The sequence below is a fragment of the Methylobacterium sp. C25 genome (assembly GCF_021352225.1).
In the GTDB taxonomy this organism is placed as follows: Bacteria; Pseudomonadota; Alphaproteobacteria; order Rhizobiales; family Beijerinckiaceae; genus Methylobacterium.
Genome location: NZ_JAAUVI010000002.1, coordinates 239,747 through 261,217, shown reverse-complemented (window position 1 = coordinate 261,217; position 21,471 = coordinate 239,747). Strand labels below are relative to the sequence as shown.

The 21,471-nt window shown below is 66.7% G+C and carries 23 protein-coding genes; 8 read left to right on the top strand and 15 right to left on the bottom strand.

All coding sequences use genetic code 11. The features are described 5' to 3' along the window. The first annotated feature begins 18 nt into the window (after positions 1 to 18). Together HCU64_RS07560 and HCU64_RS07555 are read left to right on the top strand one after the other, a co-directional pair. The gene (locus HCU64_RS07560; RefSeq protein ID WP_233383218.1) at positions 19 to 684 is read left to right on the top strand and encodes a class I SAM-dependent methyltransferase; all 666 of its coding nucleotides are present in this window, start codon (positions 19 to 21) and stop codon (positions 682 to 684) included. A 23-nt stretch (positions 685 to 707) separates the two neighbouring features. Continuing rightward, positions 708 to 1,499 (top strand): TVP38/TMEM64 family protein, encoded by a 792-nt coding sequence (locus tag HCU64_RS07555; RefSeq protein ID WP_233383217.1) that lies wholly within the window; start codon positions 708 to 710, stop codon positions 1,497 to 1,499. A 216-nt stretch (positions 1,500 to 1,715) separates the two neighbouring features. On the opposite strand, the gene bioB is transcribed toward HCU64_RS07555, so the two are convergent. Then, positions 1,716 to 2,723: a biotin synthase BioB gene (gene bioB / locus HCU64_RS07550; RefSeq protein ID WP_233383216.1), complete on the bottom strand. Its 1,008-nt coding sequence runs from the start codon at positions 2,721 to 2,723 to the stop codon at positions 1,716 to 1,718. Positions 2,724 to 3,143: 420 nt separating this feature from the next. On the opposite strand from bioB, the gene HCU64_RS07545 reads away from it, so the two are divergent. Then, complete coding sequence (locus HCU64_RS07545) at positions 3,144 to 3,440, top strand: hypothetical protein (RefSeq protein WP_233383215.1); 297 nt, start codon at positions 3,144 to 3,146, stop codon at positions 3,438 to 3,440. 4 nt (positions 3,441 to 3,444) lie between these two features. Here HCU64_RS07545 and HCU64_RS07540 read toward each other — a convergent pair whose 3' ends face one another. The 7 genes from HCU64_RS07540 to HCU64_RS07510 all read right to left on the bottom strand — a co-directional run bounded on the left by HCU64_RS07540 (position 3,445) and on the right by HCU64_RS07510 (position 10,411). Further along, the gene (locus HCU64_RS07540; RefSeq protein ID WP_442785938.1) at positions 3,445 to 4,755 is read right to left on the bottom strand and encodes a hypothetical protein; all 1,311 of its coding nucleotides are present in this window, start codon (positions 4,753 to 4,755) and stop codon (positions 3,445 to 3,447) included. After that, positions 4,752 to 5,681: a tetratricopeptide repeat protein gene (locus HCU64_RS07535; RefSeq protein ID WP_233383214.1), complete on the bottom strand. Its 930-nt coding sequence runs from the start codon at positions 5,679 to 5,681 to the stop codon at positions 4,752 to 4,754. The genes HCU64_RS07540 and HCU64_RS07535 overlap by 4 nt, the downstream gene beginning before the upstream one ends. Then, positions 5,681 to 6,607 (bottom strand): VWA domain-containing protein, encoded by a 927-nt coding sequence (locus HCU64_RS07530; protein WP_233383213.1) that lies wholly within the window; start codon positions 6,605 to 6,607, stop codon positions 5,681 to 5,683. Before HCU64_RS07530 ends, HCU64_RS07535 begins: the two co-directional genes overlap by 1 nt. Positions 6,608 to 6,731: 124 nt before the next feature. Further along, the gene (locus HCU64_RS07525; RefSeq protein WP_233383212.1) at positions 6,732 to 7,754 is read right to left on the bottom strand and encodes a VWA domain-containing protein; all 1,023 of its coding nucleotides are present in this window, start codon (positions 7,752 to 7,754) and stop codon (positions 6,732 to 6,734) included. A gap of 1 nt (position 7,755) precedes the next feature. Then, positions 7,756 to 8,208, bottom strand: a complete 453-nt coding sequence (locus tag HCU64_RS07520) for a DUF4381 domain-containing protein (RefSeq protein ID WP_233383211.1) — start codon at positions 8,206 to 8,208, stop codon at positions 7,756 to 7,758. A 162-nt stretch (positions 8,209 to 8,370) separates the two neighbouring features. Then, positions 8,371 to 9,297: a DUF58 domain-containing protein gene (locus tag HCU64_RS07515; protein ID WP_233383210.1), complete on the bottom strand. Its 927-nt coding sequence runs from the start codon at positions 9,295 to 9,297 to the stop codon at positions 8,371 to 8,373. 106 nt (positions 9,298 to 9,403) lie between these two features. Next, the gene (locus HCU64_RS07510; RefSeq protein ID WP_233383209.1) at positions 9,404 to 10,411 is read right to left on the bottom strand and encodes an AAA family ATPase; all 1,008 of its coding nucleotides are present in this window, start codon (positions 10,409 to 10,411) and stop codon (positions 9,404 to 9,406) included. Between the two features lie 226 nt (positions 10,412 to 10,637). Between HCU64_RS07510 and HCU64_RS07505 the strand changes: the two genes are divergently transcribed. The 5 genes from HCU64_RS07505 to xoxJ all read left to right on the top strand — a co-directional run bounded on the left by HCU64_RS07505 (position 10,638) and on the right by xoxJ (position 16,223). Beyond that, complete coding sequence (locus HCU64_RS07505) at positions 10,638 to 11,354, top strand: MgtC/SapB family protein (RefSeq protein WP_233383208.1); 717 nt, start codon at positions 10,638 to 10,640, stop codon at positions 11,352 to 11,354. A 114-nt stretch (positions 11,355 to 11,468) separates the two neighbouring features. Further along, positions 11,469 to 12,152 (top strand): SDR family NAD(P)-dependent oxidoreductase, encoded by a 684-nt coding sequence (locus HCU64_RS07500; protein WP_233383207.1) that lies wholly within the window; start codon positions 11,469 to 11,471, stop codon positions 12,150 to 12,152. 706 nt (positions 12,153 to 12,858) lie between these two features. Then, the gene (gene xoxF1, locus HCU64_RS07495) at positions 12,859 to 14,649 is read left to right on the top strand and encodes a lanthanide-dependent methanol dehydrogenase XoxF1 (protein WP_233383206.1); all 1,791 of its coding nucleotides are present in this window, start codon (positions 12,859 to 12,861) and stop codon (positions 14,647 to 14,649) included. Positions 14,650 to 14,838: 189 nt separating this feature from the next. Beyond that, positions 14,839 to 15,372, top strand: coding sequence for a c-type cytochrome, methanol metabolism-related (locus HCU64_RS07490; RefSeq protein WP_233383658.1), 534 nt, complete (start codon positions 14,839 to 14,841; stop codon positions 15,370 to 15,372). Further along, positions 15,372 to 16,223: a rare earth element methanol dehydrogenase accessory protein XoxJ gene (gene xoxJ, locus HCU64_RS07485; RefSeq protein WP_233383205.1), complete on the top strand. Its 852-nt coding sequence runs from the start codon at positions 15,372 to 15,374 to the stop codon at positions 16,221 to 16,223. The genes HCU64_RS07490 and xoxJ overlap by 1 nt, the downstream gene beginning before the upstream one ends. Positions 16,224 to 16,324: 101 nt before the next feature. On the opposite strand, the gene folK is transcribed toward xoxJ, so the two are convergent. From folK to pqqC, 7 genes are all read right to left on the bottom strand, one after another. Beyond that, entirely contained in the window at positions 16,325 to 16,801 is a 477-nt protein-coding gene (gene folK / locus HCU64_RS07480) for a 2-amino-4-hydroxy-6-hydroxymethyldihydropteridine diphosphokinase (protein ID WP_233383204.1), read from the bottom strand. Beyond that, entirely contained in the window at positions 16,798 to 17,175 is a 378-nt protein-coding gene (folB, locus tag HCU64_RS07475) for a dihydroneopterin aldolase (protein ID WP_233383203.1), read from the bottom strand. The genes folK and folB overlap by 4 nt, the downstream gene beginning before the upstream one ends. Next, positions 17,168 to 17,950 (bottom strand): dihydropteroate synthase, encoded by a 783-nt coding sequence (gene folP / locus HCU64_RS07470; protein ID WP_233383657.1) that lies wholly within the window; start codon positions 17,948 to 17,950, stop codon positions 17,168 to 17,170. The genes folB and folP overlap by 8 nt, the downstream gene beginning before the upstream one ends. Positions 17,951 to 18,115: 165 nt before the next feature. Next, positions 18,116 to 18,487 (bottom strand): hypothetical protein, encoded by a 372-nt coding sequence (locus tag HCU64_RS07465; protein ID WP_233383202.1) that lies wholly within the window; start codon positions 18,485 to 18,487, stop codon positions 18,116 to 18,118. Next, a complete protein-coding gene (locus HCU64_RS07460) occupies positions 18,468 to 19,148 on the bottom strand; it encodes a hypothetical protein (RefSeq protein ID WP_442785937.1) in 681 nt (226 codons plus the stop codon). Before HCU64_RS07460 ends, HCU64_RS07465 begins: the two co-directional genes overlap by 20 nt. Positions 19,149 to 19,174: 26 nt before the next feature. Continuing rightward, positions 19,175 to 20,329, bottom strand: a complete 1,155-nt coding sequence (gene pqqE / locus HCU64_RS07455; RefSeq protein ID WP_233383200.1) for a pyrroloquinoline quinone biosynthesis protein PqqE — start codon at positions 20,327 to 20,329, stop codon at positions 19,175 to 19,177. Beyond that, entirely contained in the window at positions 20,326 to 21,402 is a 1,077-nt protein-coding gene (gene pqqC, locus HCU64_RS07450) for a pyrroloquinoline-quinone synthase PqqC (RefSeq protein WP_233383199.1), read from the bottom strand. Before pqqC ends, pqqE begins: the two co-directional genes overlap by 4 nt. Positions 21,403 to 21,471: the final 69 nt, after the last annotated feature.

The window sequence follows — 21,471 nt, the reverse complement described above, 5'->3', positions numbered from 1 at the left end:
CCGGAGACGATCTTCGACATGCTGAGCGAGCGAGTGCCCGAGGCGAACACGGCTGGACCCAGCACGGCCTTGATGCGCAAGGCCTACGCGCGTTGGGCTCCCGTCTACGACGTGATCTACGACAAGCTCACCGAGCCCGCCGCCCGCTCCGCTGTCGAGGCGGCCGTCGAGCACGGTCCGCGCGTCCTGGAAGCGGGCGTCGGCACCGGCCTGTCGCTCGGCTACTACCCGGCGGGCAGCTTCGTCTGCGGCGTCGACCTTTCGGAGGACATGCTGAAGCGGGCCCGGGCCAAGGTGCGCCGCCGTGGCCTCTCCCATGTCCACGGTCTTCAGGTGATGGATGTCTGCCGGCTTGGTTACGCCGACAATTCCTTCGACGCGGTTGTGGCCCAGTTCCTGATCACGCTGGTGCCGGATCCCGAGGCTGCGCTCTCTGAATTTCTGCGGGTTGTGCGCCCGGGTGGCGGCATCGTGCTCGCCAACCATTTCGGACAGACCGATGGACCGATGGCACGGGTCGAGGAAATCGTGGCACCCCTCTGCACCAAGATCGGCTGGTCGTCGGACTTCAAGTCGACGCGGATCGAGGCCTGGGCGCGGCGCAACAACGTCGAGTTCATTGGCGTCGCACCGACCTTCCCCGGCGGCTTCTTCAAGATCCTGCGGATGCGGAAGGCCCCCTAGGCCATCATCGGACCTTCCTCACAATGACCAGCGCCGACGAGCCGCGCCCGGAAAGGCCGAGTAAGGCTTGGTTGCGCTGGCTGCCGCTCGTCCTGCTGGTCTGCATCTCGCTCGCGGTGCTGATCGGCGGCGGCGCGCATCTGCTCGACGTGGACCAGCTGATGGCCTCGCGCGCCTGGTTGCACGCGGCCGTCGCGGAGAACCGCCCCCGGGCGATTGCGGTGGCGGCGGCGGTCTACGTGGCCTGCGTGGTCGTCTCGGTGCCTGCGAGCCTCGTACTGAGCATGATCTGCGGCTTCCTGTTCGGCACGGTGACCGGCGCGCTGACGGCGATCGGCTCGGCAACCACGGGGGCGGCGATCGTCTTTTCCATCGGGCGCTATGCGGCGCGCGACATTCTCCTGCGCCGTGCTGGCTCGCGGCTCGGCCGGCTCGCCGAGGGCTTTCGACGCGACGCGTTCGGCTACGTGGCCTTCCTGCGGCTGCTGCCCTTGTTTCCGTTCTGGATGACCAATCTGGGGCCAGCCATCTTCGGCGTCCGGCCGCGCACTTTCGTCCTCGCCACGCTGCTTGGCCTGACGCCGGGCGCCTTCGTCTACGCTGCCACGGGTGCCGGACTCGAGGAGATCGTGGCTGCGCATGAAGCCGCCAAGACTGTCTGCCTCGCCCGCGGCGACGGGTCCTGCGATGCCGCCCTCGATCTGCGCAGCCTCGTCACTCCCGGCATGATCGCCGGCCTCGTCGCGCTCGCACTTTTCGCCCTGCTTTCGGTCGGCCTGCGCCGATGGCTCGCGCGCCGCGGCATGCGATCCTGAGCAAAGAGACGGCGTGAGCCCTGCGCCAAGGGTGCGGTGACCATAATGGTGTCGGCTAGCGGGCCCGGATTCCCGGTGCCGGCCAAGCCCTATCCGTTCACCCCCTTCCAAGGCTCCATGCGCGCCGGCGAGAGCAGCTTCGGCCGAGCGCGCGCGCGCTTCGTTCTCACCATTCCAGATCGGCAGGCGATAACCGTGGCCGCGTGAGGCGTCAGCTTATTCGGCAGCCGCCAGCGTCATCTCCGGCACCGTGACGCCAATGTCGCGGAGCAGCGCCGCGTCCTCGTCAGCCTCGTTGTTGGCGGTGGTGAGCAGGCGCTCGCCGTAGAAGATCGAGTTCGCACCGGCCAGGAAGCACAGGATCTGCGCCTCACGGGTCAGCCCCTTGCGACCGGCGCTGAGACGCACCCGCGCCTTCGGCATCACGATCCGGGCCGTGGCGCACATCCGCACAAGGTCGAGCGGATCGACGGCCGGGCGATCCTCCAACGGCGTGCCCTCGACGGCGACCAGTGCGTTGATCGGCACGCTCTCGGGATGAGGCGCGTGGTTGGCCAGCAGTTGCAGCATCTCGACACGATCGCGCACCCGCTCACCCATGCCGACGATGCCGCCGCAGCAGACGCCGATCCCGGCATCGCGGACGTGCTGCAGCGTCTGCAGGCGGTCCTCGTAGGTCCGGGTCGAGATGATGTCCCCGTAGAATTCGGGGCCGGTATCGAGGTTGTGGTTGTAGGATGTCAGCCCCGCCTCGGCGAGGCGCTCGGCCTGGGAGGCCGTGAGCATGCCGAGCGTCACACAGGCCTCCATCCCCATGCCGCGCACGCCGCGGACCATCGCGAGCACGGAGTCGAATTCCGGCCCGTCCTTCGGCTGGCGCCAGGCCGCGCCCATGCAGAAACGGTGAGCGCCCTGGGCCTTGGCGGCAGCAGCCTCGCGCAGCACGGCGTCCACCGGCATCAGGCGCTGACGCGACATGCCGGCTTCCTTATGGTGCGCGGATTGCGGGCAGTAAGCACAATCCTCCGGACAGCCGCCGGTCTTGATCGACAGAAGGGAGGCCCGCTGAATGTCGGCCGGGTCGTTATGCGCCCGATGCACCGTCCCGGCACGGTGAACCAGGTCCAGCAGCGGCAAGTCGTGGATGGCCTGCACCTCGGCAAGCGTCCAGTCGTGACGGATAGCGTTGGTTTCGAGGCGGGGGAGGGCGGCTGGCTCTGTCATGCGCCCATCAGGCGAATCTCGGCCCGAAAATCAAGCCGGGGTGGCAACATCCGGCCGAGCTTCGGTTGTCGCCGAACGTCAACGATCCTAGATCGATCCTCCCCGCAGCCGATGCGCCTGCGACGGTTTCGCGAGCTCGAACGGGCCTGCGTGGCGGTGGGGCTTGCAGTGACGGAGCGGCGCGGACCAGTTCTCTGCGCCGCCTCTGTGAGGCTCAGTGGGCCGAGTCGCTGTCGGCGTGTCGGGGGCGCGGGGAACAGGAACCGCGATCCCGGCGCATGGCCCACAGATTTCGCAACGTGTGTCAGGACGAGACGCTGTTCACGGCGCCGTGAGAAGGTTCATTCACGCTTCCGCGCAACTCTAGGCAAGCCGCGGGGAACCCTCCGCGTCGTGTTGCGTCTCTTCGGGCCATCGATCATGCGGCGCCTTCTTACGGGCGGCATCAAGGCGATCCTCGCCATCGCCGCTCTCTCCACTGCGGCCCATTGGGCCTTGCGCATCCAACGCGATCCGGGCTCTCCCGCGCCGGCGGCCGCCATGGCTGCGATCCCCGATCCGGTGACGACGGGCTCGATCACGCCGCGCAAGGTCGAGCGTGTTCAGGCCGTGGCGGAGCCGGTCACGCAGGGCCTTGATCAGGGCCATCTGTTGAAGCTGATCTCCGGCGCAGCACCCGAAAAGAAGGCCCAGAAGGCCGTCGTCGCAAAGCGCTGAGCACTCAGCGCGCAGAGCTGCCCCAACCGTCGAGTGGAGCCAATCTCGGCTCCTCGGCGAGCACGGACACGACAGCTTTCCGACGCCGTGTGAAGAGCTTGGTCAGCCCATCCAGATCAGGCGCGGAGCTCTCGCCAGCTCCATAGACCGTCCTGTCGAGCGCCGATAATGCAGCGGCTGCCTGCGGATCGGTCTGCCATGCCCGCGCGAGATCCGGCTCGACCTGCATCGCCCGCCCCAAGGCGGCCCGGAACGCAACCGCGTCGCCCGTCGCGGCGGCGCGACGCAGCGCTTGTCGCTCGCTGCGGCGGACGCGCAGAGACGGTGTCTTCGCCCCCAACCCGATGAGCGCCAGCCCAAGCCCGAAGGCCGCCAAGCCGGCCGCTGCAATTGTTGCCCAGGATACCGGGTTCCGGGACTTCAGATCATCCTCGCGATCCGGCAGGCCGCCGCCGATCTGCCGGGCCGGAATCTCCGCCACGCGCATCGTGCGAGAGAGGGTGTCGTACCAGGGTATCTGGATGCCCTCGAGGGCAATGATCTCGGGAACGCCCTTCTTGAGGTCCCACTGATATGTCGCGCGGGCAACGGGACCCATGGGGGTGATGATGGTCTCGCGCTTCACCGGCCCGGCGAAGGTGACGATGCCGCGCGTGCGCATGATCGGCCGCGGCGGCAGCCCCTCGGCAAGCATGCCCTGCGCCTCGAGGGTGACGATTCGTCGGGCGGTGTCGCCCTGATTGACCGTTTCCGGATCGGGATCCCAGGAATCGGTGATCGTGACGTCACGTGCCGGCAGCCACCAGGGCTCGGGTGCGTCGGGACCGCCACTTTCGGCTGTCCACTTGGCGACGGGAAACTCGATCGGCTCCGAGTGCACGTCGACGACCTTGCGGTCGCCATTGTCGTTGATGGTCAGCTTGTGGATAAACGGCTCGATGGTGAAGGTGCCGGTGTGTTGGGGAAAGATCGCGATGGTGCGCTCGAACAGCAGCGCCATCTGCCCGTCCGGCAGTTGCGTCCGGGTCCAGGAATCGCGGCCGAGCTGGGTCCAGGAGAAGTTGGTCAGCGCCGGCTGGCGCACCTCTTCGAGCAGGATCTGGGTCCGGTAAACCCCGCGCAGCTTCAGAAGCACCATTTCCCGGGCATAGGGCTGCGCGTTACCGGACAGCTCCGGTGACACGGTGAGCGTAAGGTCACCGGGTTCGATGGCGCGGGCCGGCAGGGCTGCCAAAAGGAACGCGAGCAGCGCTAGGCAAATGCTCCCCGCTCCACGGCAGAGCGCCGGGCGCGCGAGAAATCCCAGAAGAGTCACCACGGGTTACTGCCTCCCGGGATCGCCGTTCCAGCCTCGATCCGGCGCGCCTGCTCGGCCTTGAGTCGCAACTTGAGGAAGCGCCCGGGTTCGTCCGGCAGGGTCTGGAGCCAGAGTCGGTCCGCGTGGATCTCGTGCGCCTCGAAACTCTTGGTGACGCGGCGTGCCTCGCGCTCAGGCGCGGCGGCCACCATCGCCGATCCTGCGCCCTGCCGACCACGACCCGCCGCATCGCTGGCCGAGCCGCGCGCCTGTCCCTTGCCGGAATCGACCGATTGCTGGTCCGATCGGCCGCGGCGAGCGACGGGGCTGTTGCCCGGCAGGGATTCGCTGGACCCGGCCTCCTTGTTGCCGGCGAGGCCCTCGCCGCTCGAGGTGGCCTTGATGTCGTCCGCCTTGTCCTGATTCTGGGTCGTACCGAAACGGGCGCTGTACTGGGCCGAGGCGTTGGCGATGCCGCCCCCCTTGCCGCGGTCGATCTCCTCTTCGATCAACTTCGCGACGAGGGAGCGGTTGGCCTGGGCATCGGCGTCGCGCGGGTTGTAGGCGAGGGCGTCGTCGTAGGCATCGACGGCGCCTTTGAGATCTCCCGAGCGAGCGAGCGCATTCCCGAGATTGTAGGCGCCGCGCTTACCCTGAGCGCGGAAGATCGCGATGGCCTCGGCATATCGACCGGCCTCGTAGAGCGCAGCGCCGCGCCATCCGTCATCGCTCAACACGCTCGCGGCGAGTGACGGCAGGCCACCCGTCATCAGGAGACGGCCGAAGGTGGTGCGTGGATCCGAGACGAGGACGAGCGAGAGGATGGCGGCTCCCGCAAGTCCGAGGCCGGCGAGGCGCATTGGCCGCCGCCAACGACGCGAATTGACCGTCCGGCGGAAGGGCAGGGCGGCACGAAACAGGCGATGATCCGGGGCGGCAGCCATTAGGCGCTCCTCCGAAACAGGATCAACGCGGGCAACAGGGCCAGCAGCAGGAGCCAGCGGCCGAGATCGTGAAAGGCCAGGACGCTGTAGTCGCCGGCCACGAGATGCTGGGCCGTGCTCGCGCCGACCCGGTCGAGCACCGGCTCCGCGGAGCCGACATCCGCGGCCAGGCCACCTCCCTGCGAGGCCAACCTGTCGAGGGCAGCACGGTCCGGCTTCGGCGTGCCTGGCATCAGTGCCCTGCCGGCGGGCACGAAGAGCGCGTGCAGGTGCCAGCCTTTTTCGCGGATCGCAGCGGCCTCGCGTTCGGCAGCTTGCCCGATGCCGTCGCCGTCGCTGATGAGCACGACGTCCGCAGCGACGACGTTCGCCTCGCCGAGGATCTTTCGGGCCAGGGTCAGGCCGCGCTCGGGGTGACTGCCGCGGTCGGGTACCGTGTCGGAGTCGAGCGCGAACAAAGTCGTGCCGATCGAATCCCGATCGGTCGTCGGCGAGACGGCGGTGTAGGCGTCGCCCGCATAGATCACCAGGGCAACCGACCGGCTGCCGGCCGCCTGCGCCACCGCCTCGGCCGCCTGTCGTGCCTCCTTGAAGCGCCCGCCTTCGGTAACCGAGCGCGACACGTCGAGGACCACCACGGTGGCATCGAGGTTACGGAAGGTCGCCGCGTCGGGCCGCTCGAAGGCCGGTCCGGTCAGCGCCAGCGCGATCAGCCCGGCCGCCAGGGCCGCAACGATATTGGCCTGCCGGCGACCGCCGAGAATGGCACCGCGCCGCGCCAGCATCGCCATCAGCGCGGGATCGACCGCCTTCACCCAGTCGCCGAGCGGAGCCGAGCGCCAGGCCGCGCGCAGGGTGAGCAGGGCGACAACCGGAATCGCGAGCAGCCAGAGGGGCCGGAGGAGGGCATAGGCGTCGAGGCTCACGTCGCTCTCCTGCCGACCGCATCGTCATTGCGAGCCGAGGGCGACGCAATCCGCAGACCGCGCTCCGACCTCACGGCTGTCGCCACGGTTTGCTCCGAAGCCCCGGCAATGACGCTCGCCGCCATCACGCGTCGCGCCTCACCGCGAGAAGCGCGCAGGCACAGAGCAGGGCGAGGGCGGCAGGCCAGGGCCAGAGATCGCGCCGCAGCGGCACCGGGGGCGCCTGGGCGCGGCCGCCTTCGAGCTGGTCGATGGAATCGGCCACCGCATTCAGGTCGTCCGTGGTCTTGACCCGAAAAGCCTTGCCGCCGCTGATCTCGGCCATCTCGCGCAGCGTCTCGACGTCGACGACGTCCTGCTCGTTGTTCGGGTTGTCGGCCATGTCGATGGGCCCCAGGGCGATCGTGTAGATCCGAACGCCGAGCTCCTTCGCGAGCGCCGCGACGTCCTTCGGCGCAGTCTGACCGGCATTGTTGGCGCCGTCCGAAAGCAGCACCACCACCTTGTCGGAGGAAGGCGGCGGGCTGCCTTCATCCGCGCTCGCGATCTGAGCCGGCGCGAGCCGCTTCAACGCGAGGCCAAGCCCGTCACCGATGCCGGTGGAGCGGCCGACGAGCCCGATATTGGCCTCCTCGAGCGTGCGCGCGACGGAAGCCGTATCGAAGGTCGGCGCTGCAGCGACGTAGGCCTGATCGGCGAAGGCGACGAGGCCGATGCGGTCCCCAGCGCGGCGACGGATGAAGGCGGCGCCTACGCGCTTGACCGCTGCCAATCGGCTGACGGACTCGCCATCGAGCGCAAAATCCTTCCGTTCCATGCTGCCCGACAGGTCGAGCGTCAGGATGATCTCGCGGCCCGAAGCCGGCAGAGCGTTGGCCGAGAGCACGATGCGCGGGCCACTCAGCGCCGCAACCAGGGCAAGCCAGAGCGTCGCGATCAGCCAAATCCGCCGGCGCCCACGCGCGATCAGGCCCTCGCCGCGGTCGCCCCCGCCGACAAGGGAATGCGGCACCCGCAGCGCACCGCTGGTGCCCTCGCGCTCGGCAGGCATGAGGCGCGCGAACAGCAGCGGCACCGGCAGCAGGAGGAGCGCATAGGGCGACGCAAGATCGAAGGCCGAGACGAGGGCGGAGAGCCAGGATGGCATGTCAGCCCCTGATCCGAGAGAACAGGCGCGCCAGCTCGCTATCGATCGCGATCAGGTCGGCTGCAGCCGGCCTACGGTACAGGCCCTCAACGAGAACCTGTCCGGCACCGCGGCTGAAGAAATCCGTCGAGAACGTGCGGTCGAGCGTGGCGGCCCAGGCCGTTCCGCGCACGGTGGCGGCCTCGTCGCCCGAGAGCGTGCGGACGACGCGACGCAGCAGCCTGGCTTGTGCCGTCAGCCTCGCCTCCGGGTCCAAACCGCTCGTGTCCTTCAGCCCGTTCAACGCCGCGCGCCGGACGGTGGCGCGCATTCGGGCCTGCAACAGCCGCGCGAGGCCGACGATCAGCGCAGCGGCGAAGCCGACTGCGATCGCGGCGATGATTTCGCCCTGGAGAACGCTGCCGCCCGCGGGGGGAAGATGCAGGCCGCGCAGGGCCGTGAGGTCAGGGTTCATCGCTGCGCCCGACTGTGAGCCCGACCCCGCCGCGAAGGATCTTCCTCGCGTGAGCGAGGGTTGCGAAGCGAGTGCGACGCATCCGGACAGGCCGCTCCAGCCTTCCGTCCTGCTCCACCGGTGCAGCTCTCCCGGATAGGAGACAGGGATGGGAACCCATGCTCACAGCATCGCATCGAGCCGCTCCATCAGGGGCGCGTAGGCTTCCGGCCCGCTCTCGACGTCGATGCGCAGACCCTCGATGCCGCGTCGATGCATCTCGGCGAGGCGATCGTCGGCCGTCCTGGAGTGGTCTTCGCGGCGCGCTGCCTGGATGGTGCCACGCTGCCCGTCGGGCGTCGCGAAAGGATAGAAGCCCGGCATGCGCATCCGCTCGAAGGCGTCCGAGACGAGCAGGAGCCGGATCGAGAGACGTTCGGCGAGGATGGTCAGCAAGCTGTCGAAATCCGCGCCCGGCGCGTCGAGGGCCGTCGCCATCACGAGGTGACCGCCGGACGGCAGAAGAGAACGCGCCAGGGTCAGCATCGCCCCGAGCGGGGGGTCATCTTTGTCGACGGCCGAGAGGGCCACGGAATGGGCTTGGGCCATGGCTCCGGTGATCGCGGTCATCGCACGTTCGCCGCCGCCGGGGCGGATCACCACCGGCTCGCCGGCGCCGGCCACGATCAGCCCGACGCGGCCTCCGTCGCCGACGACGCGCCACCCGAGCAAGGCCAGCGCCTCCGCAGCCGCGACCGAGCGCAGAGCACGCCGCGTGCCGAACAGCATGGACGGCCGAAAGTCCGCGAGCAGGACCACGGCGCGATCACGCTCGTCATGATGTGTGCGCACATGCAGCTCGCCCGTGCGGGCGGTAGCGTTGCGGTCGATGAAGCGCATGTCGTCGCCCTCCGACCACAGGCGCACGTCGTCCGGCTCCGAGCCGCGTCCACGCTTCTTTGTGACGATGCCACCGGGGAGGCCGGCCAGGGTGCGCGAAGAAGGGGAGACCCCACGCCGGGCGAGATGGCGCAGACCCATCAGGGTCTCGCCGGACAGGTGAATTCCGGGAGCCTGGAAGGGATCGGCAGGAGCGGGGGACGCGGTCATGACGAGGCGTCTGACCCGTGGTTCCCCGCCACGCCCTCGTCCTTCGGTGCCGGAGCGGAGGGGAGGTCTAGAAGTGGAGAATGCAAGACCGGGACGAGCATCGTCCTCACAGCGCCCGCGTCTGCGCCACGAGCCCATCGATGATGCCGCGCGCAGTGCGTCCCTCGGCCGCCGCCCGCCAGGTCAGGCCGATGCGGTGGGCGAGGGCGTCGCGGGCGAGGGCGGCGACGTCCTCGGGGATGACGTGATCGCGGCCGTGCAGGTAGGCGCGCGCCTTGCCCGCAACCATCAGGGCGAGAGTGCCGCGTGGCGAAGCGGGGTGCTCGATGGCAGCGCGCAGCTCGGGCGAGACGGAGTCGGTGCGCGTACCGGCGACGAGACGCACGAGATAATCCTTCAGCGCCGGCGACACGTAGGTGGCAAGCGCCGCCTCCCGCGCCACGCGGATCTCCTCCAGCGACAGCTTCACCGGCATCGCCTCGGCGTGATGGGTCAGCTCGCCCTCGACAAGGTCGAGGATCTTCCGCTCGGAGGCCTCGTCGGGCATGTCGACGACGACGTGGAGCAAGAAGCGGTCGAGCTGCGCCTCGGGCAGCGGGAAGGTGCCGGCATGCTCGATGGGGTTCTGCGTCGCGACCACCATGAACGGGTCCGGCAGCTTATGGGTATGGCCTGCCACGGTGATCTGGCTCTCGGCCATCGATTCCAACAGGGCCGACTGCACCTTGGGCGGCGCGCGGTTCACCTCGTCCACCAGAATGAGCGAGTGGAAGAGCGGGCCGGGAAGGAACTCGAAGATCCCGGCATCCTGGCGCCACACCGTCGTACCGGTGAGGTCGGCCGGCATCAGGTCGGGCGTGCACTGGACACGGGCGAAAGAACCGTCGAGGCCCTCCGAGAGCCGCTTCACGGCGCGGGTCTTGGCAAGGCCCGGTGCGCCTTCGATCAGCAGATGGCCACCGCTCAGCAGACCGATCAGCAGACGCTCGACGAGCCCTGTGCAGCCGATCAGGCCATGTTCGAGCCCATCGCGGAGCGCGAGGATGCGAGAATGGACGCCATCGGCGGCGGATGACGTTGTCGCGGGGCGCTCGGCCAAAGTCGCACCGCTCATGAGCGAGTCGCCCCCATGACGAAGGCTGGGCCGGTTGCCGGCATATGATGCGTCTCCTCGATGTGGCTTCTTATGAGGGCCACATGCAGCGGATGTGCCCGCTGCCCGGGCTAGGCGTCAATCCCGCTGACCCGTTCCGGCGCCGACTCGGTCAATTTGCCCGAGGGAGGAAGCCTGCGACGCCGCCTTCACCGAACCGTCACATCGCTAGGCCAAGCAGAGCCCAATGCCCGGTCCCTTCGCCTATCCCACGCCCGAAGCTCTCAACTCTGCGATCAGCCTCGTCGTCGCCTTCGGCCTCGGCACGCTGATCGGCGCCGAACGCCAGTATCGGCAGCGGACGGCAGGTCTGCGCACGGCAGTGCTCGTTTCCGTCGGCGCGGCCGCCTTCGTCGATCTCGGCATGCGGCTCACCGGCGGCGATGGCGCGACGCGAACGGTTGCCTACGTGATCTCCGGCATCGGCTTCCTCGGTGCCGGCGTCATTATGAAAGAGGGCATGAACGTGCGCGGCCTCAACACGGCCGCTACCCTCTGGTGCTCGGCCGCGGTCGGTGCGTTCGCAGGAGCCGATCTGCCGCTGGAAGCTTGCTTCGTCACTGCCGCAGTCCTGGCCGGCAACACGCTGCTGCGGCCACTCGTGAACCTCATCGATCGTATCCCGATCGACGAAAGTTCGACCGAGGGAACCTACGAGGTGCTGGTGACGACGGACGCCGAGGCTGCAGGCCCGGCACGCGACATCCTGGTCGAGCGGCTGGAGGAAGCGTCCTATCCGGTGAGCGGCGTCGAGGTGGAGGAACGCGGCGAGGAAGCCGTCGAGGTGGTCGCCACGCTGACCGCGACTGCCGTCGATTCCAAGGAACTCGACGCAGTGGTGGCCGAGCTCGCGAAGCAGCCGGGCATCCGGCACGCCACTTGGTCGGTGCAGACGGGCGACTGAACGGAATGCGCCGACGGGGGCAAGGAGGATCCGAGGGCTTCTCCCGAACCACACTCCCTCCCAAGTCCCGTTCGGCGGCTATACGCTCGAGCACGGCCGCGCGGGAGATCGACCATGACCGAACCACCCATTGCCTTGATTGTCGGAGCCTCGCGCGGCCTCGGTCTCGGGCTCGTAGAGGCTTTGCTGGGGCGCGGGTGGCGCGTCACCGCGACCGAGCGAAAGCGCTCGCCGCAACTCGCGGCGCTTGCGACCGAGGCGCTTGCGATCGAGACGGTCGACATCGACGACGATGATGCGGTCGGCGCCCTCCGCGGGCGGCTCGGCGCGCGGAGCTTCGACCTGGTGTTCGTGGTGGCTGGTGTAGCGACCGCGATCGCGGACCCGTTGCACCACGTCCCGCGCGACGTCGCCGCCCAGGTCTATGTGACGAACGCCGTCAGCCCCATCCGCTTCGCCGAAGCTTTCGCCGACCGGGTCACTCCGGGCGGAACCATTGCCTTCATGAGCTCGATCCTCGGCAGCGTCACGCTGAACGAGAACGGCGGATCCGAGACGTATCGGGCGAGCAAGGCCGCACTCAATACCTATGCGCGCAGCTTCGAGGCGCGCCACCGAGGGCGGCCCTTCGGCGTGCTGCTCCTGCATCCTGGCTGGGTGCGCACCGATATGGGAGGGGCTGACGCCGACATCGACATCCCGACGAGCGTCGCTGGCATGATCGAGGTCATCGAGGGGCAGATCGGCAGGAGGGGGATCGCCTATCCTGATTACACGGGCCAGCCGCTGGCTTGGTGAGGCGAAGAGCGGGACCCGGAGAATCAACGAGATTTCGACGTCCGCCAGAGACGCTAGGTTCTCTAAGAAGGACTCTGCGGTGCAGAACGCACCGCGGACCGCTCAGTGAAAACCACTGAGATGACGCTGCGGCGAGAAAGCGCAGCGGCCCTGCTGGCGTTCAAACGACCTTCGGACTGGCCACCGCTGGCTCACGCGCGAACCCCGCGCTGATGCAGTGCACGGGATAATTTGGCATACAAAATCCCGCGGTATTCCTTGAAGCCGTGATTGTCTCGTTGCCAGTGCATGGGAAGCATCGCTCTCAAGACCGAGCATGCGTAAGTCGCATGCGACACGACAAATCGCTTCAATCGGCTTTTCTATGGTAATTCGTTACAGTGCGCTGCAACATAATAATTGTGCAGAGCACCGGCAGCTTGACCGTTAGTAGATCATTTGCAGCGACTTGACCGTGTCTTTGTCGCAGCTTGCTGAAGCGAGTTGACGGCGTCGGTTTTTTTCTTAGAGTTCGTTCAAGCTTCGGAACCAGAGGGGTCCGCCCAGGGATGGCGGCCCTAGCCCGACAGGTGCTTTTACGCTGTGCGTTGAAGGGTTTGTCGCGAGCTGCCGAGGCGAAACTCGATCCCTGTCGCAAACAACAGGCCGACCTACCTTCGCGACATTACGTCGACGATCGAGGCAATAAGGCTTGTCGGAGGAATCCATGAGAGCGGTACATCTCCTCGCACTCGGTGCGGGCATCGCGGCGGCAACGCCAGTGCTCGCCAACGAAAGCGTTCTGAAGGGCATCGCCAACCCGGCGGAGCAGGTGCTCCAGACGGTCGACTATGCCAATACGCGTTATTCCAAGCTCGACCAGATCAACGCCAGCAACGTGAAGAACCTCCAGGTTGCCTGGACCTTCTCGACCGGCGTGCTGCGCGGTCACGAGGGCTCGCCGCTCGTGGTCGGCAACATGATGTACGTCCACACCCCCTTCCCGAACATCGTCTACGCTCTGGACCTCGACCAGGGCTCGAAGATCGTTTGGAAGTACGAGCCGAAGCAGGATCCGAGCGTCATCCCGGTGATGTGCTGTGACACGGTCAACCGTGGTCTGGCCTATGCCGACGGCGCCATCCTGCTGCATCAGGCAGACACCACGCTCGTCTCGCTCGATGCGAAGACCGGCAAGGTGAACTGGTCCGTGAAGAACGGCGACCCGGCCAAGGGCGAGACCAACACCGCCACCGTTCTCCCGGTGAAGGACAAGGTCATCGTCGGTATCTCGGGTGGTGAGTTCGGCGTGCAGTGCCACGTCACCGCTTACAACCTGAAGGACGGCAAGAAGGCCTGGCGCGCGTACTCGGTCGGCACCGACGACCAGCTGCTCGTCGACCCCGAGAAGACCACCGACATGGGCAAGCCCATCGGCAAGGACTCCTCGATCAAGACCTGGGAAGGCGACCAGTGGAAGACCGGCGGCGGTTGCACCTGGGGCTGGTACTCCTACGATCCGAAGCTCGACCTGTTCTACTACGGCTCGGGCAACCCCTCGACCTGGAACCCCAAGCAGCGTCCGGGCGACAACAAGTGGTCGATGACCATCTTCGCTCGTAACCCCGACACGGGTAAGGCGAAGTGGGTCTACCAGATGACCCCGCACGACGAATGGGACTTCGACGGCATCAACGAGATGATCCTCACGGATCAGAAGATCGACGGCAAGGAGCGCCCGCTCCTGACGCACTTCGACCGTAACGGCCTCGGCTACACGCTCGATCGCGCCACCGGCGAGCTCCTCGTCGCCCAGAAGTACGACCCGGCCGTGAACTGGACCACGGGCGTGGACATGAAGACCGGCCGTCCGGCCGTCGTCGCCAAGTACTCGACCGAGCAGAACGGCGAGGACGTGAACTCGAAGGGCATCTGCCCGGCGGCTCTCGGCTCCAAGGATCAGCAGCCTGCGGCTTACTCGCCGAAGACCGAGCTGTTCTACGTGCCGACCAACCACGTCTGCATGGACTACGAGCCCTTCAAGGTCTCGTACACCCCGGGTCAGCCGTACGTTGGCGCCACCCTGTCGATGTACCCCGCGCCGAACAGCCATGGCGGCATGGGTAACTTCATCGCTTGGGACGGCAAGGTCGGTAAGATCAAGTGGTCGAACCCCGAGCAGTTCTCGGCCTGGGGCGGCGCGCTTGCCACTGCCGGCGACGTGGTCTTCTACGGTACCCTCGAGGGCTACCTGAAGGCTGTCGACGCCAAGACGGGTAAGGAACTCTACAAGTTCAAGACCCCGTCGGGCATCATCGGCAACGTGATGACCTACGAGCACAAGGGCAAGCAGTTCATCGCCGTCCTGTCGGGCGTCGGTGGCTGGGCCGGCATCGGCCTCGCGGCCGGCCTGACCGACCCGAACGCTGGTCTCGGTGCCGTCGGTGGCTACGCCGCTCTGTCGAGCTACACCAACCTCGGTGGTCAGCTGACGGCGTTCTCTCTGCCGAACAACTAAGTCGCACTTTTAGCGTGACTGACTGGTGCCGGCGCGGGTTTCCGCGCCGGCATCTTTATGATTATGTCCTTACGTTCAAAATTGGCGCGGCTTCTTATGTTGCAGCGCAATAAACAAACTGGGAGAAACCCGTTGCGTTATACGAATAAGCCTGCGCTGCGGACGGCTCTGGCCGCCGTTGCACTTGGAATGCTCTCGACTGTGGCCGTCCGTGCGGAAGACGCGGCAATGGCAAACAAGCTCGATCCCAACGTCAAGGAGCTCGACGACAAGGTTCTCGCTGCCAGCGCGGCCGTGAAGGTCGAAGATGGCAAGTACAAGGACAAGGACGGCGACCCGACCTTCCACATCGTCAATGACGGCAAGAAGGTCGATTGGTTCCTGTATTCCGGCTACCGCCGCTATCACGCCGAGTGCCACGTCTGCCACGGCCCTGATGCGATGGGCTCGACCTACGCTCCCGCTCTCAAGGACTCGCTGAAGCACCTGTCCTACAGCGAGTTCATGGGCATCCTCGCCGGCGGCAAGCAGGACGTGAACTCGTCCGACCAGAAGGTCATGCCGGCCTTCGCCGACAACAAGAACGTCATGTGCTACGCGGACGATCTCTACGTCTACCTGCGTGCGCGCGCCGCTGGCGCTTGGCCCCGCGCTCGGCCGGGCGAGCACGAGGACAAGCCCGACTCCGCCAAGACGACCGAGAAGGATTGCCTGGGCGGCTGATGATCACCCGCGCATCGCTTCACGCTGCGCTCGGCGCGCTCCTGCTGGTCACGGCAGGGGCGCGCACCGCGTCTGCGCAGCACCTACCCGATCTCGTCACCACCGATACCCTTCGCGTCTGCTCGGATCCCGGCAACATGCCGTTCTCCGAGAAGAAGGGCGATGGCTTCGAGAACAAGATCGCCGAGATCATCGCCGACGAACTCAAGGTCAAGCTGCGTTACTACTGGTTGACGCAAGGGCCTGGCTTCGTCCGCAACACGCTCGGTACTGGATTGTGCGACGTCATCATCGGCACGTCCGGCGGCGACATCATCCAGCCGACCAATCCCTACTACCGCTCGTCCTACGCTCTGATCTCCCGTCACGGCGAGTTGTCCGGCATCACCTCGCTGGACGACCCGAGGTTGAAGGACAAGCAGATCGGCATGATCGCAGGCACCCCGCCCGCCGACCGGATCGGCGCCCTAGGGCTGACGGCGCAGGCCCACTCCTACGCAGCCTACGCTTTCGGTGCGGACCGCAAGTTCCAGACCGTAGCGGCCGAGGTTATCGCGGACGTCGCCTCGAAGAAGCTCGACGTCGCATTGCTGTGGGGACCGTCCGGCGGCTGGCTCGCAAAGCAGAGCGGCGTCGAGATGGACGTCGTGCCGCTCCTGAAGGAGCCCGATCGGCCACCCATGGCGTTCCGCGTCTCGATGGGCGTGCGCCTGAACGAGAACGACTGGAAGCGCACGCTCAACACGGCTCTGCGCAAGCGAAAGGCCGACATCGAGAAGGTGCTGCGCGAGTTCCAGGTGCCGTTGCTCGACGAGGAAGAGAACAAGCTTCTGCAATCGTCGGCGCAGTAGCCGAGGGCGCCATTGCGAACGCAGTGACACGATCCGGAGCCGCCGCGACGGCATCGCGTGGCAAGACTTCGGGTCGCTTCGCCGAGCTCACGATGACGGCCCTACGCCAAGGGCGTGATGCCCGTCCGGTCGAGCTTGGCCAAGGCCTCGCTCACCGTCTCGCCGCCGATGACGAGATCGGGCGCGATTTCTTCGAGTGGCACCAGCACGAAGGCACGCTCTCGCACGAAGCGGTGGGGTAGGATCAGGCGCTCGTCGCTGACTTCCGCACCCTCGTAGAACAGCACGTCGATGTCGATCAGCCGTGGACCCCAGCGTCGCTCGCGCACGCGCCCGAGCGACGCCTCGATGGCGAGGCCTGCTTCGAGCAGATCATGCGGCGACAGCTCCGTTTCCACCCCGATCGCCGCGTTCAGGAACCAGTCCTGATCGGTATCGCCCCAGGGCGGCGTGCGGTAGTCGCGTGAGCGGGCGAGCAGCCGGATGCCCGGCGTCTCGGCAAGCCGATCGACCGCCTCGGCGAGCATCGCCGCCTTGTCGCCGACATTGCTGCCGAGCCCGAGATAGGCGCGTGTCATCGCGCAGCTCCAGCCCGGACTCGGGTGATCTCGACGCTGACCCCGTCGATGATGGCAGGGACCGGCGCGCTCGGCTTATCCACGCGCACACTCACGCGCCCGATCACCGGGAAACGCGCGAGGATCTCGGCCGCAATCGCTTCCGCCAACGCCTCGATCAGCGCGAAGCGGCGCTTGGTGGCGATCTCGACGGCGATCGCGGTCAAGTCGGCATAACTCACGGTCTGTGCGACGTCGTCGGAAGCGCCTGCTGCCGCCAAGTCCAGCCCGCAATCGAGCGAGATGAAGAAGCGCTGTCCGAGCCGCTCTTCCTCGGCCAGCAGCCCGTGATAGGCAAAGACCGCGATGCGGTGAACGAGGATGCGATCAGCCACGGCCGTTCCCCGGTCGCATGACCGCGTCGACCACGCGCAGAGCTTCGACATGCGGCCGCACGTCGTGCGCGCGCAGGATGTCTGCGCCGAGCGTCCCGGCCAGCACGTGCGCGGCGATCGAACCGAACAGCCGGTCTTGCGGATCGGTCTCCTTGTCGTGCAGGCGCCCGAGCAAGGATTTGCGCGAGACGCCGACGAGGAGCGGGAAGCCCAGCGCCTTGATTTCCGGCAGACGACGCAGAGCCTCGAGATGCTGCTCCCAAGATTTGCCGAAGCCGATACCCGGATCGAGCGCGATCGAATCGTCGGGGATGCCGGCGCGCCTGGCGATGGAGAGCGAGCGATCGAAGAAGGCCAGCATGTCGGAAATGATGTCGATGCCCGGATCGATGGTCTCGCGGTTATGCATCGCGATGACCGGCGCGCCGTGTTTGGCCGCGACGCGGGCGATGTCGGGCTCGCGCTGCAAGCCCCAGACGTCGTTGACGATGGCAGCGCCCGCCGCCAGCGCGGCCTCTGCCGTCGAGGCCTTGTAGGTGTCGATGGAGATCGGAACGGAGAGCCGACCGGCCAAAGCCGCAATCACCGGCACGACGCGGCTCTGCTCTTCCTCTGCCGAGACCGGCACATGGCCTGGCCGCGTCGACTCTCCCCCGATATCGACGAGCGCCGCACCCTCGGCGGCCAAGGCCCCGGCTTGCGCCAGCGCGACCTCCGGTCGCTCGAAGCGGCCGCCATCCGAGAAGGAGTCCGGGGTTACGTTGAGGATGCCCATGACGAGGCATCGCTGGCCCAGACCGGGCAACAGGTCGCGCAGGCTTCGTCGCTCGGCAGGCAGGGCAGGGGACACGATGGCTCCGGCTGAAGGGTCAGGCCCGGCCATGTGCCCGGCCCTTGCCGTTCCTGCAATGGCTGTTCCGGACCGTCGTATCGACGAGGCTCACGCCCCGCCGCGATAGCAACGAATTTCCGCCTCGGCCTGGGCGCGGCGCAGATCGGCGACCTTGTCGTCGTAGATCTTGGTGGACTTGAACGCCATCTGACGCTGGCCGCCTGCACCCTGGCGCATCGAGAGGATGGTGCTAGCCGAGACGTACTTGTCGTAGGGCAGGATCGCAGCGAGCTGGTCGACGGAGCAGGAGCACTTCTCCATCGACTCGCGGGTCTGCCCGTTGGCCGCCATGCAGCCGAAGACGTAATCGACGCGCGCATCCGTCGGATAGTCGTTCTCGAGGCCCTCAGACGAAGCCGGCCCCGCCAGTGCGGCGAGGCAGACGACGAGCGCGCCGCTCTTAGCCAGCGTTCTGATCATAGCTCAGCCTCTCTTCGAGCAATTCGCCGCCATCCGGCTTCTTGGCCTGCGCCTCGATCGAGACGATCTCGCCCGGAACCTCCGGCGAGGTAACGAAGGTGTAGGTGAGACCGTCAAATCCGCGCATCTTTGCGGTCTGCGGGTCACCCTCGAACGGTTTGGTCACGATGCGCCAGCCGTCCACCTGCTTACCCTTGAAATCGATCTTGGTGGCAGTGACGGTCGCCTTGTTGCGCAGCCCGACCCGGATTGCGTTCTTGATGTAGCGCGGGTTCGCCTCCAGCAAGCCTGCAAGACCCTTCAGATGGTTCTCAAGGAACAGCGGCAGGATCGGATTGCCCGGCATGTCGTCGAAGGGACCGGCAGGCGCGCGGTTGGCGCCCGAGAACATCTGAACCTGGATGTCGCGGCCATCCGCGCTCTTACCCGGCTCGATCTTCAGCTTGATTTCGTCGTCGATCGGCGGCCCGTAGGGACCCTTTGTGATGCCACTGCGCCGCAGATAGACGTAACGCAGCGTCGTGCCCGGCTGCGTGTTCTTCATCTGCGGCTGTTCGAACAGCACGTCCGAAGCGTCCGGCGTCGCCTGGGCCGCGGCCGGCTTTGGCGTTGGACTGTCCCCCGATGCGGCCCCCGCAAGAGTGGGAAGCACAGCCAGCATAAGGGCAGCGGCGAAGGCGTTCGTTTTCAAAGAGGTGCCTTTTCCTTCAGAGGAGATTGCACATTACTCCCGATCGTCCGGTAGATGTAGTCCGGCGGGTTCTCTGCGGCCTCCTCTGTGGCAAGATCTCGCATCTTTCCGTGGAGCGGCGAGAGCGAGCAGGCCGGATCGGTCGCTGCAGCATCGCCGGCCAGTGCAAGGGCCTGACAGCGGCAGCCACCCCAATCCTTCTCGCGCCGGTCACAGGAGCGGCAAGGCTCCTTCATCCAGGATGTGCCGCGATAGGCATTGAAGGCCGGGGACTGGGTCCAGATCTCGCCGAGGGAGTGGTCCGTGACGTACCAGAACTCGAGGTCTGGGATCGTCTCGGCCGCATGGCAGGGTAGCACCTTGCCCTGCGGTGTGACGTTCATGAGCTTGCGCCCCCAGCCGCCGGCGCAGGCCTTGGGGTACTTTGCGTAATAGTCCGGCACCACGAGGTCGATGACGAGTTCGCCCTTGAGCTGCTCGCGAGCCCGCTCGACGATGCGGATCGACTCGTCGACCTGGGCCTTGTTCGGCATCAGCGAGGCGCGGTTCACATAAGCCCAGCCGTAATACTGGGTGTGGGCGACCTCAAGCCGCTTGGCGCCGAGCTTCACCGCGAGATCGATGAAGCCGGGCACCTCGTGGATGTTGCCGCGATGGATCACCGAATTGAGGGTCAGCGGCAGGCCGAGCTCGGTGACGCGGGCGGCGAACTGCATCTTCTGCGGCTGCGCATTCTTGAGGCCGCCGATCTTTTCCGCGTTCGCCGCGTCGACGCCCTGCACCGAGAGCTGCACATGGTCGAGGCCGGCATCGTAGAGCGCATCGAGTTTTTGGAGCGCGCCACCGACGCCGGAGGTGATCAGGTTCGAGTAGAGGCCGAGTTCGGCGCATTTGGCCGTGATCTCGACGATGTCCTGGCGCGCCGTTGGTTCGCCGCCGGAGAGGTGGACGTGGAGAACGCCGAGCTTCGAGGCCTCGGTCAGCACCCGCAACCAAGTCTGTGTATCGAGTTCGGCCGAGCGCCGGTCCAGCTCCATCGGATTGGAGCAATAGGGGCAGCGCAGGGGGCATCGATGGGTTAGCTCGGCGAGCAGACCCACCGGCGCCGGGATGACCTCGGCGGGGGCGGGTGCGGGTGTCGGTGCGTTCATCGCTCCAGGACCCTCTTCTGTGCGAGATCGGCCAGCATCACGCCGATGTCGGCCTCAATGACGGAACGGTCGGCGGCGTAGATGGCTGCAAGCTCGCCCGCGATATCGCCGACCGAGCGCTTGCCATCGACCAGCTTCAGGACGGCGACGGCGTTGTCGTCGAGATCGAAGGTACGCTCTGGCGCGAGCAGCACGTGCTTCCCGCGGACATCGTCGAAGCGCAGACGCACACCGCGGGGGAGGCGAGGTACGTCAGTCCCGACGAAAGGGCCGCGTTTGCCCTCCGCTGCCGCGGACGTCGCCTCGACGAGACCCTCGCCAGGCTGCCAAGCATCCGGCGGCACCATCCCGGGGGCGACATAGGCGAAGTACAGGGCATCGAGTTGCGTCCAGAGCACGTTGCACTTAAATGTCAGCGCGGCCATCGCTTGGCGCTGCAGCTCCGGCGTGGTGGCGTGCTGTTTCACGTAATCGAGGGCGAAATCGGCATCACGCGGCGCCTGGGTGAGGCGCTTCTCGAAATAGGCGAGCGTGTCCTTGGTGATGAAGTCGTAGTTCTTGAGCATGCCCGAGACGCGCTCGGAGATGATGGTCGGCGAAAACATCTCGGTTAGCGACGAGGCGATCGCTTCGAGCAGCGACTTCTCCTTCACGAAGTGGACATAGGCCTCGACCGAGAACTTCGTGGCCGAGAGGATTCCGTCGGTGGACAGCACGTAGTCGCGGCGGAAGCCGACGCCTTCGGCGAGCTTCAGCCAACGCTCGATGCCACCATCGCCGGGAGCATCGCCGTCATGGTCGACGATACGCTGGCGCCAGACGCGGCGCAGCTCAGCATCGTGCATCCGGGCAAGCACCGCGGCGTCCTTCACCGGGATCATCGCCTGGTAGTAATAGCGGTTCAGCGCCCAAGCGCGGACCTGATCCTTGTTCAGCTTGCCGTCGTGCAGCAAGCGGTGGAACGGGTGCAGGTTGTGGTAGCGGCGCGCGCCGATGTCACGGAGCGCTGCCTCCAGTTCCTCGGGGGTCAGGAGACGCTGGTCGGCAACGGGAGTCGGGAAGGGGGCGGTCATGGCGTCAGCGCGTCCGTCTCGTGCGTTTCCTGGAGCGATTCTTAGATGAGCCGACCACGATGCCAAAGC

Bases quoted from the DNA above. Each gene is read 5' to 3' on its own strand.
- HCU64_RS07545 (WP_233383215.1), top strand. From the start codon at position 3,144: ATGCGGCGCCTTCTTACGGGCGGCATCAAGGCGATCCTCGCCATCGCC.
- pqqC (WP_233383199.1), bottom strand. From the start codon at position 21,402: ATGACCGCCCCCTTCCCGACTCCCGTTGCCGACCAGCGTCTCCTGACC.
- HCU64_RS07460 (WP_442785937.1), bottom strand. From the start codon at position 19,148: ATGCTGGCTGTGCTTCCCACTCTTGCGGGGGCCGCATCGGGGGACAGT.
- HCU64_RS07510 (WP_233383209.1), bottom strand. From the start codon at position 10,411: ATGAGCGGTGCGACTTTGGCCGAGCGCCCCGCGACAACGTCATCCGCC.
- HCU64_RS07505 (WP_233383208.1), top strand. From the start codon at position 10,638: ATGCCCGGTCCCTTCGCCTATCCCACGCCCGAAGCTCTCAACTCTGCG.
- bioB (WP_233383216.1), bottom strand. From the start codon at position 2,723: ATGACAGAGCCAGCCGCCCTCCCCCGCCTCGAAACCAACGCTATCCGT.
- xoxF1 (WP_233383206.1), top strand. From the start codon at position 12,859: ATGAGAGCGGTACATCTCCTCGCACTCGGTGCGGGCATCGCGGCGGCA.
- HCU64_RS07560 (WP_233383218.1), top strand. From the start codon at position 19: ATGCTGAGCGAGCGAGTGCCCGAGGCGAACACGGCTGGACCCAGCACG.
- HCU64_RS07535 (WP_233383214.1), bottom strand. From the start codon at position 5,681: ATGGCTGCCGCCCCGGATCATCGCCTGTTTCGTGCCGCCCTGCCCTTC.
- folP (WP_233383657.1), bottom strand. From the start codon at position 17,950: ATGGGCATCCTCAACGTAACCCCGGACTCCTTCTCGGATGGCGGCCGC.
- pqqE (WP_233383200.1), bottom strand. From the start codon at position 20,329: ATGAACGCACCGACACCCGCACCCGCCCCCGCCGAGGTCATCCCGGCG.
- HCU64_RS07490 (WP_233383658.1), top strand. From the start codon at position 14,839: ATGCTCTCGACTGTGGCCGTCCGTGCGGAAGACGCGGCAATGGCAAAC.
- HCU64_RS07555 (WP_233383217.1), top strand. From the start codon at position 708: ATGACCAGCGCCGACGAGCCGCGCCCGGAAAGGCCGAGTAAGGCTTGG.
- HCU64_RS07465 (WP_233383202.1), bottom strand. From the start codon at position 18,487: ATGATCAGAACGCTGGCTAAGAGCGGCGCGCTCGTCGTCTGCCTCGCC.
- HCU64_RS07520 (WP_233383211.1), bottom strand. From the start codon at position 8,208: ATGAACCCTGACCTCACGGCCCTGCGCGGCCTGCATCTTCCCCCCGCG.
- HCU64_RS07515 (WP_233383210.1), bottom strand. From the start codon at position 9,297: ATGACCGCGTCCCCCGCTCCTGCCGATCCCTTCCAGGCTCCCGGAATT.
- HCU64_RS07525 (WP_233383212.1), bottom strand. From the start codon at position 7,754: ATGCCATCCTGGCTCTCCGCCCTCGTCTCGGCCTTCGATCTTGCGTCG.
- folK (WP_233383204.1), bottom strand. From the start codon at position 16,801: ATGACACGCGCCTATCTCGGGCTCGGCAGCAATGTCGGCGACAAGGCG.
- HCU64_RS07500 (WP_233383207.1), top strand. From the start codon at position 11,469: ATGACCGAACCACCCATTGCCTTGATTGTCGGAGCCTCGCGCGGCCTC.
- xoxJ (WP_233383205.1), top strand. From the start codon at position 15,372: ATGATCACCCGCGCATCGCTTCACGCTGCGCTCGGCGCGCTCCTGCTG.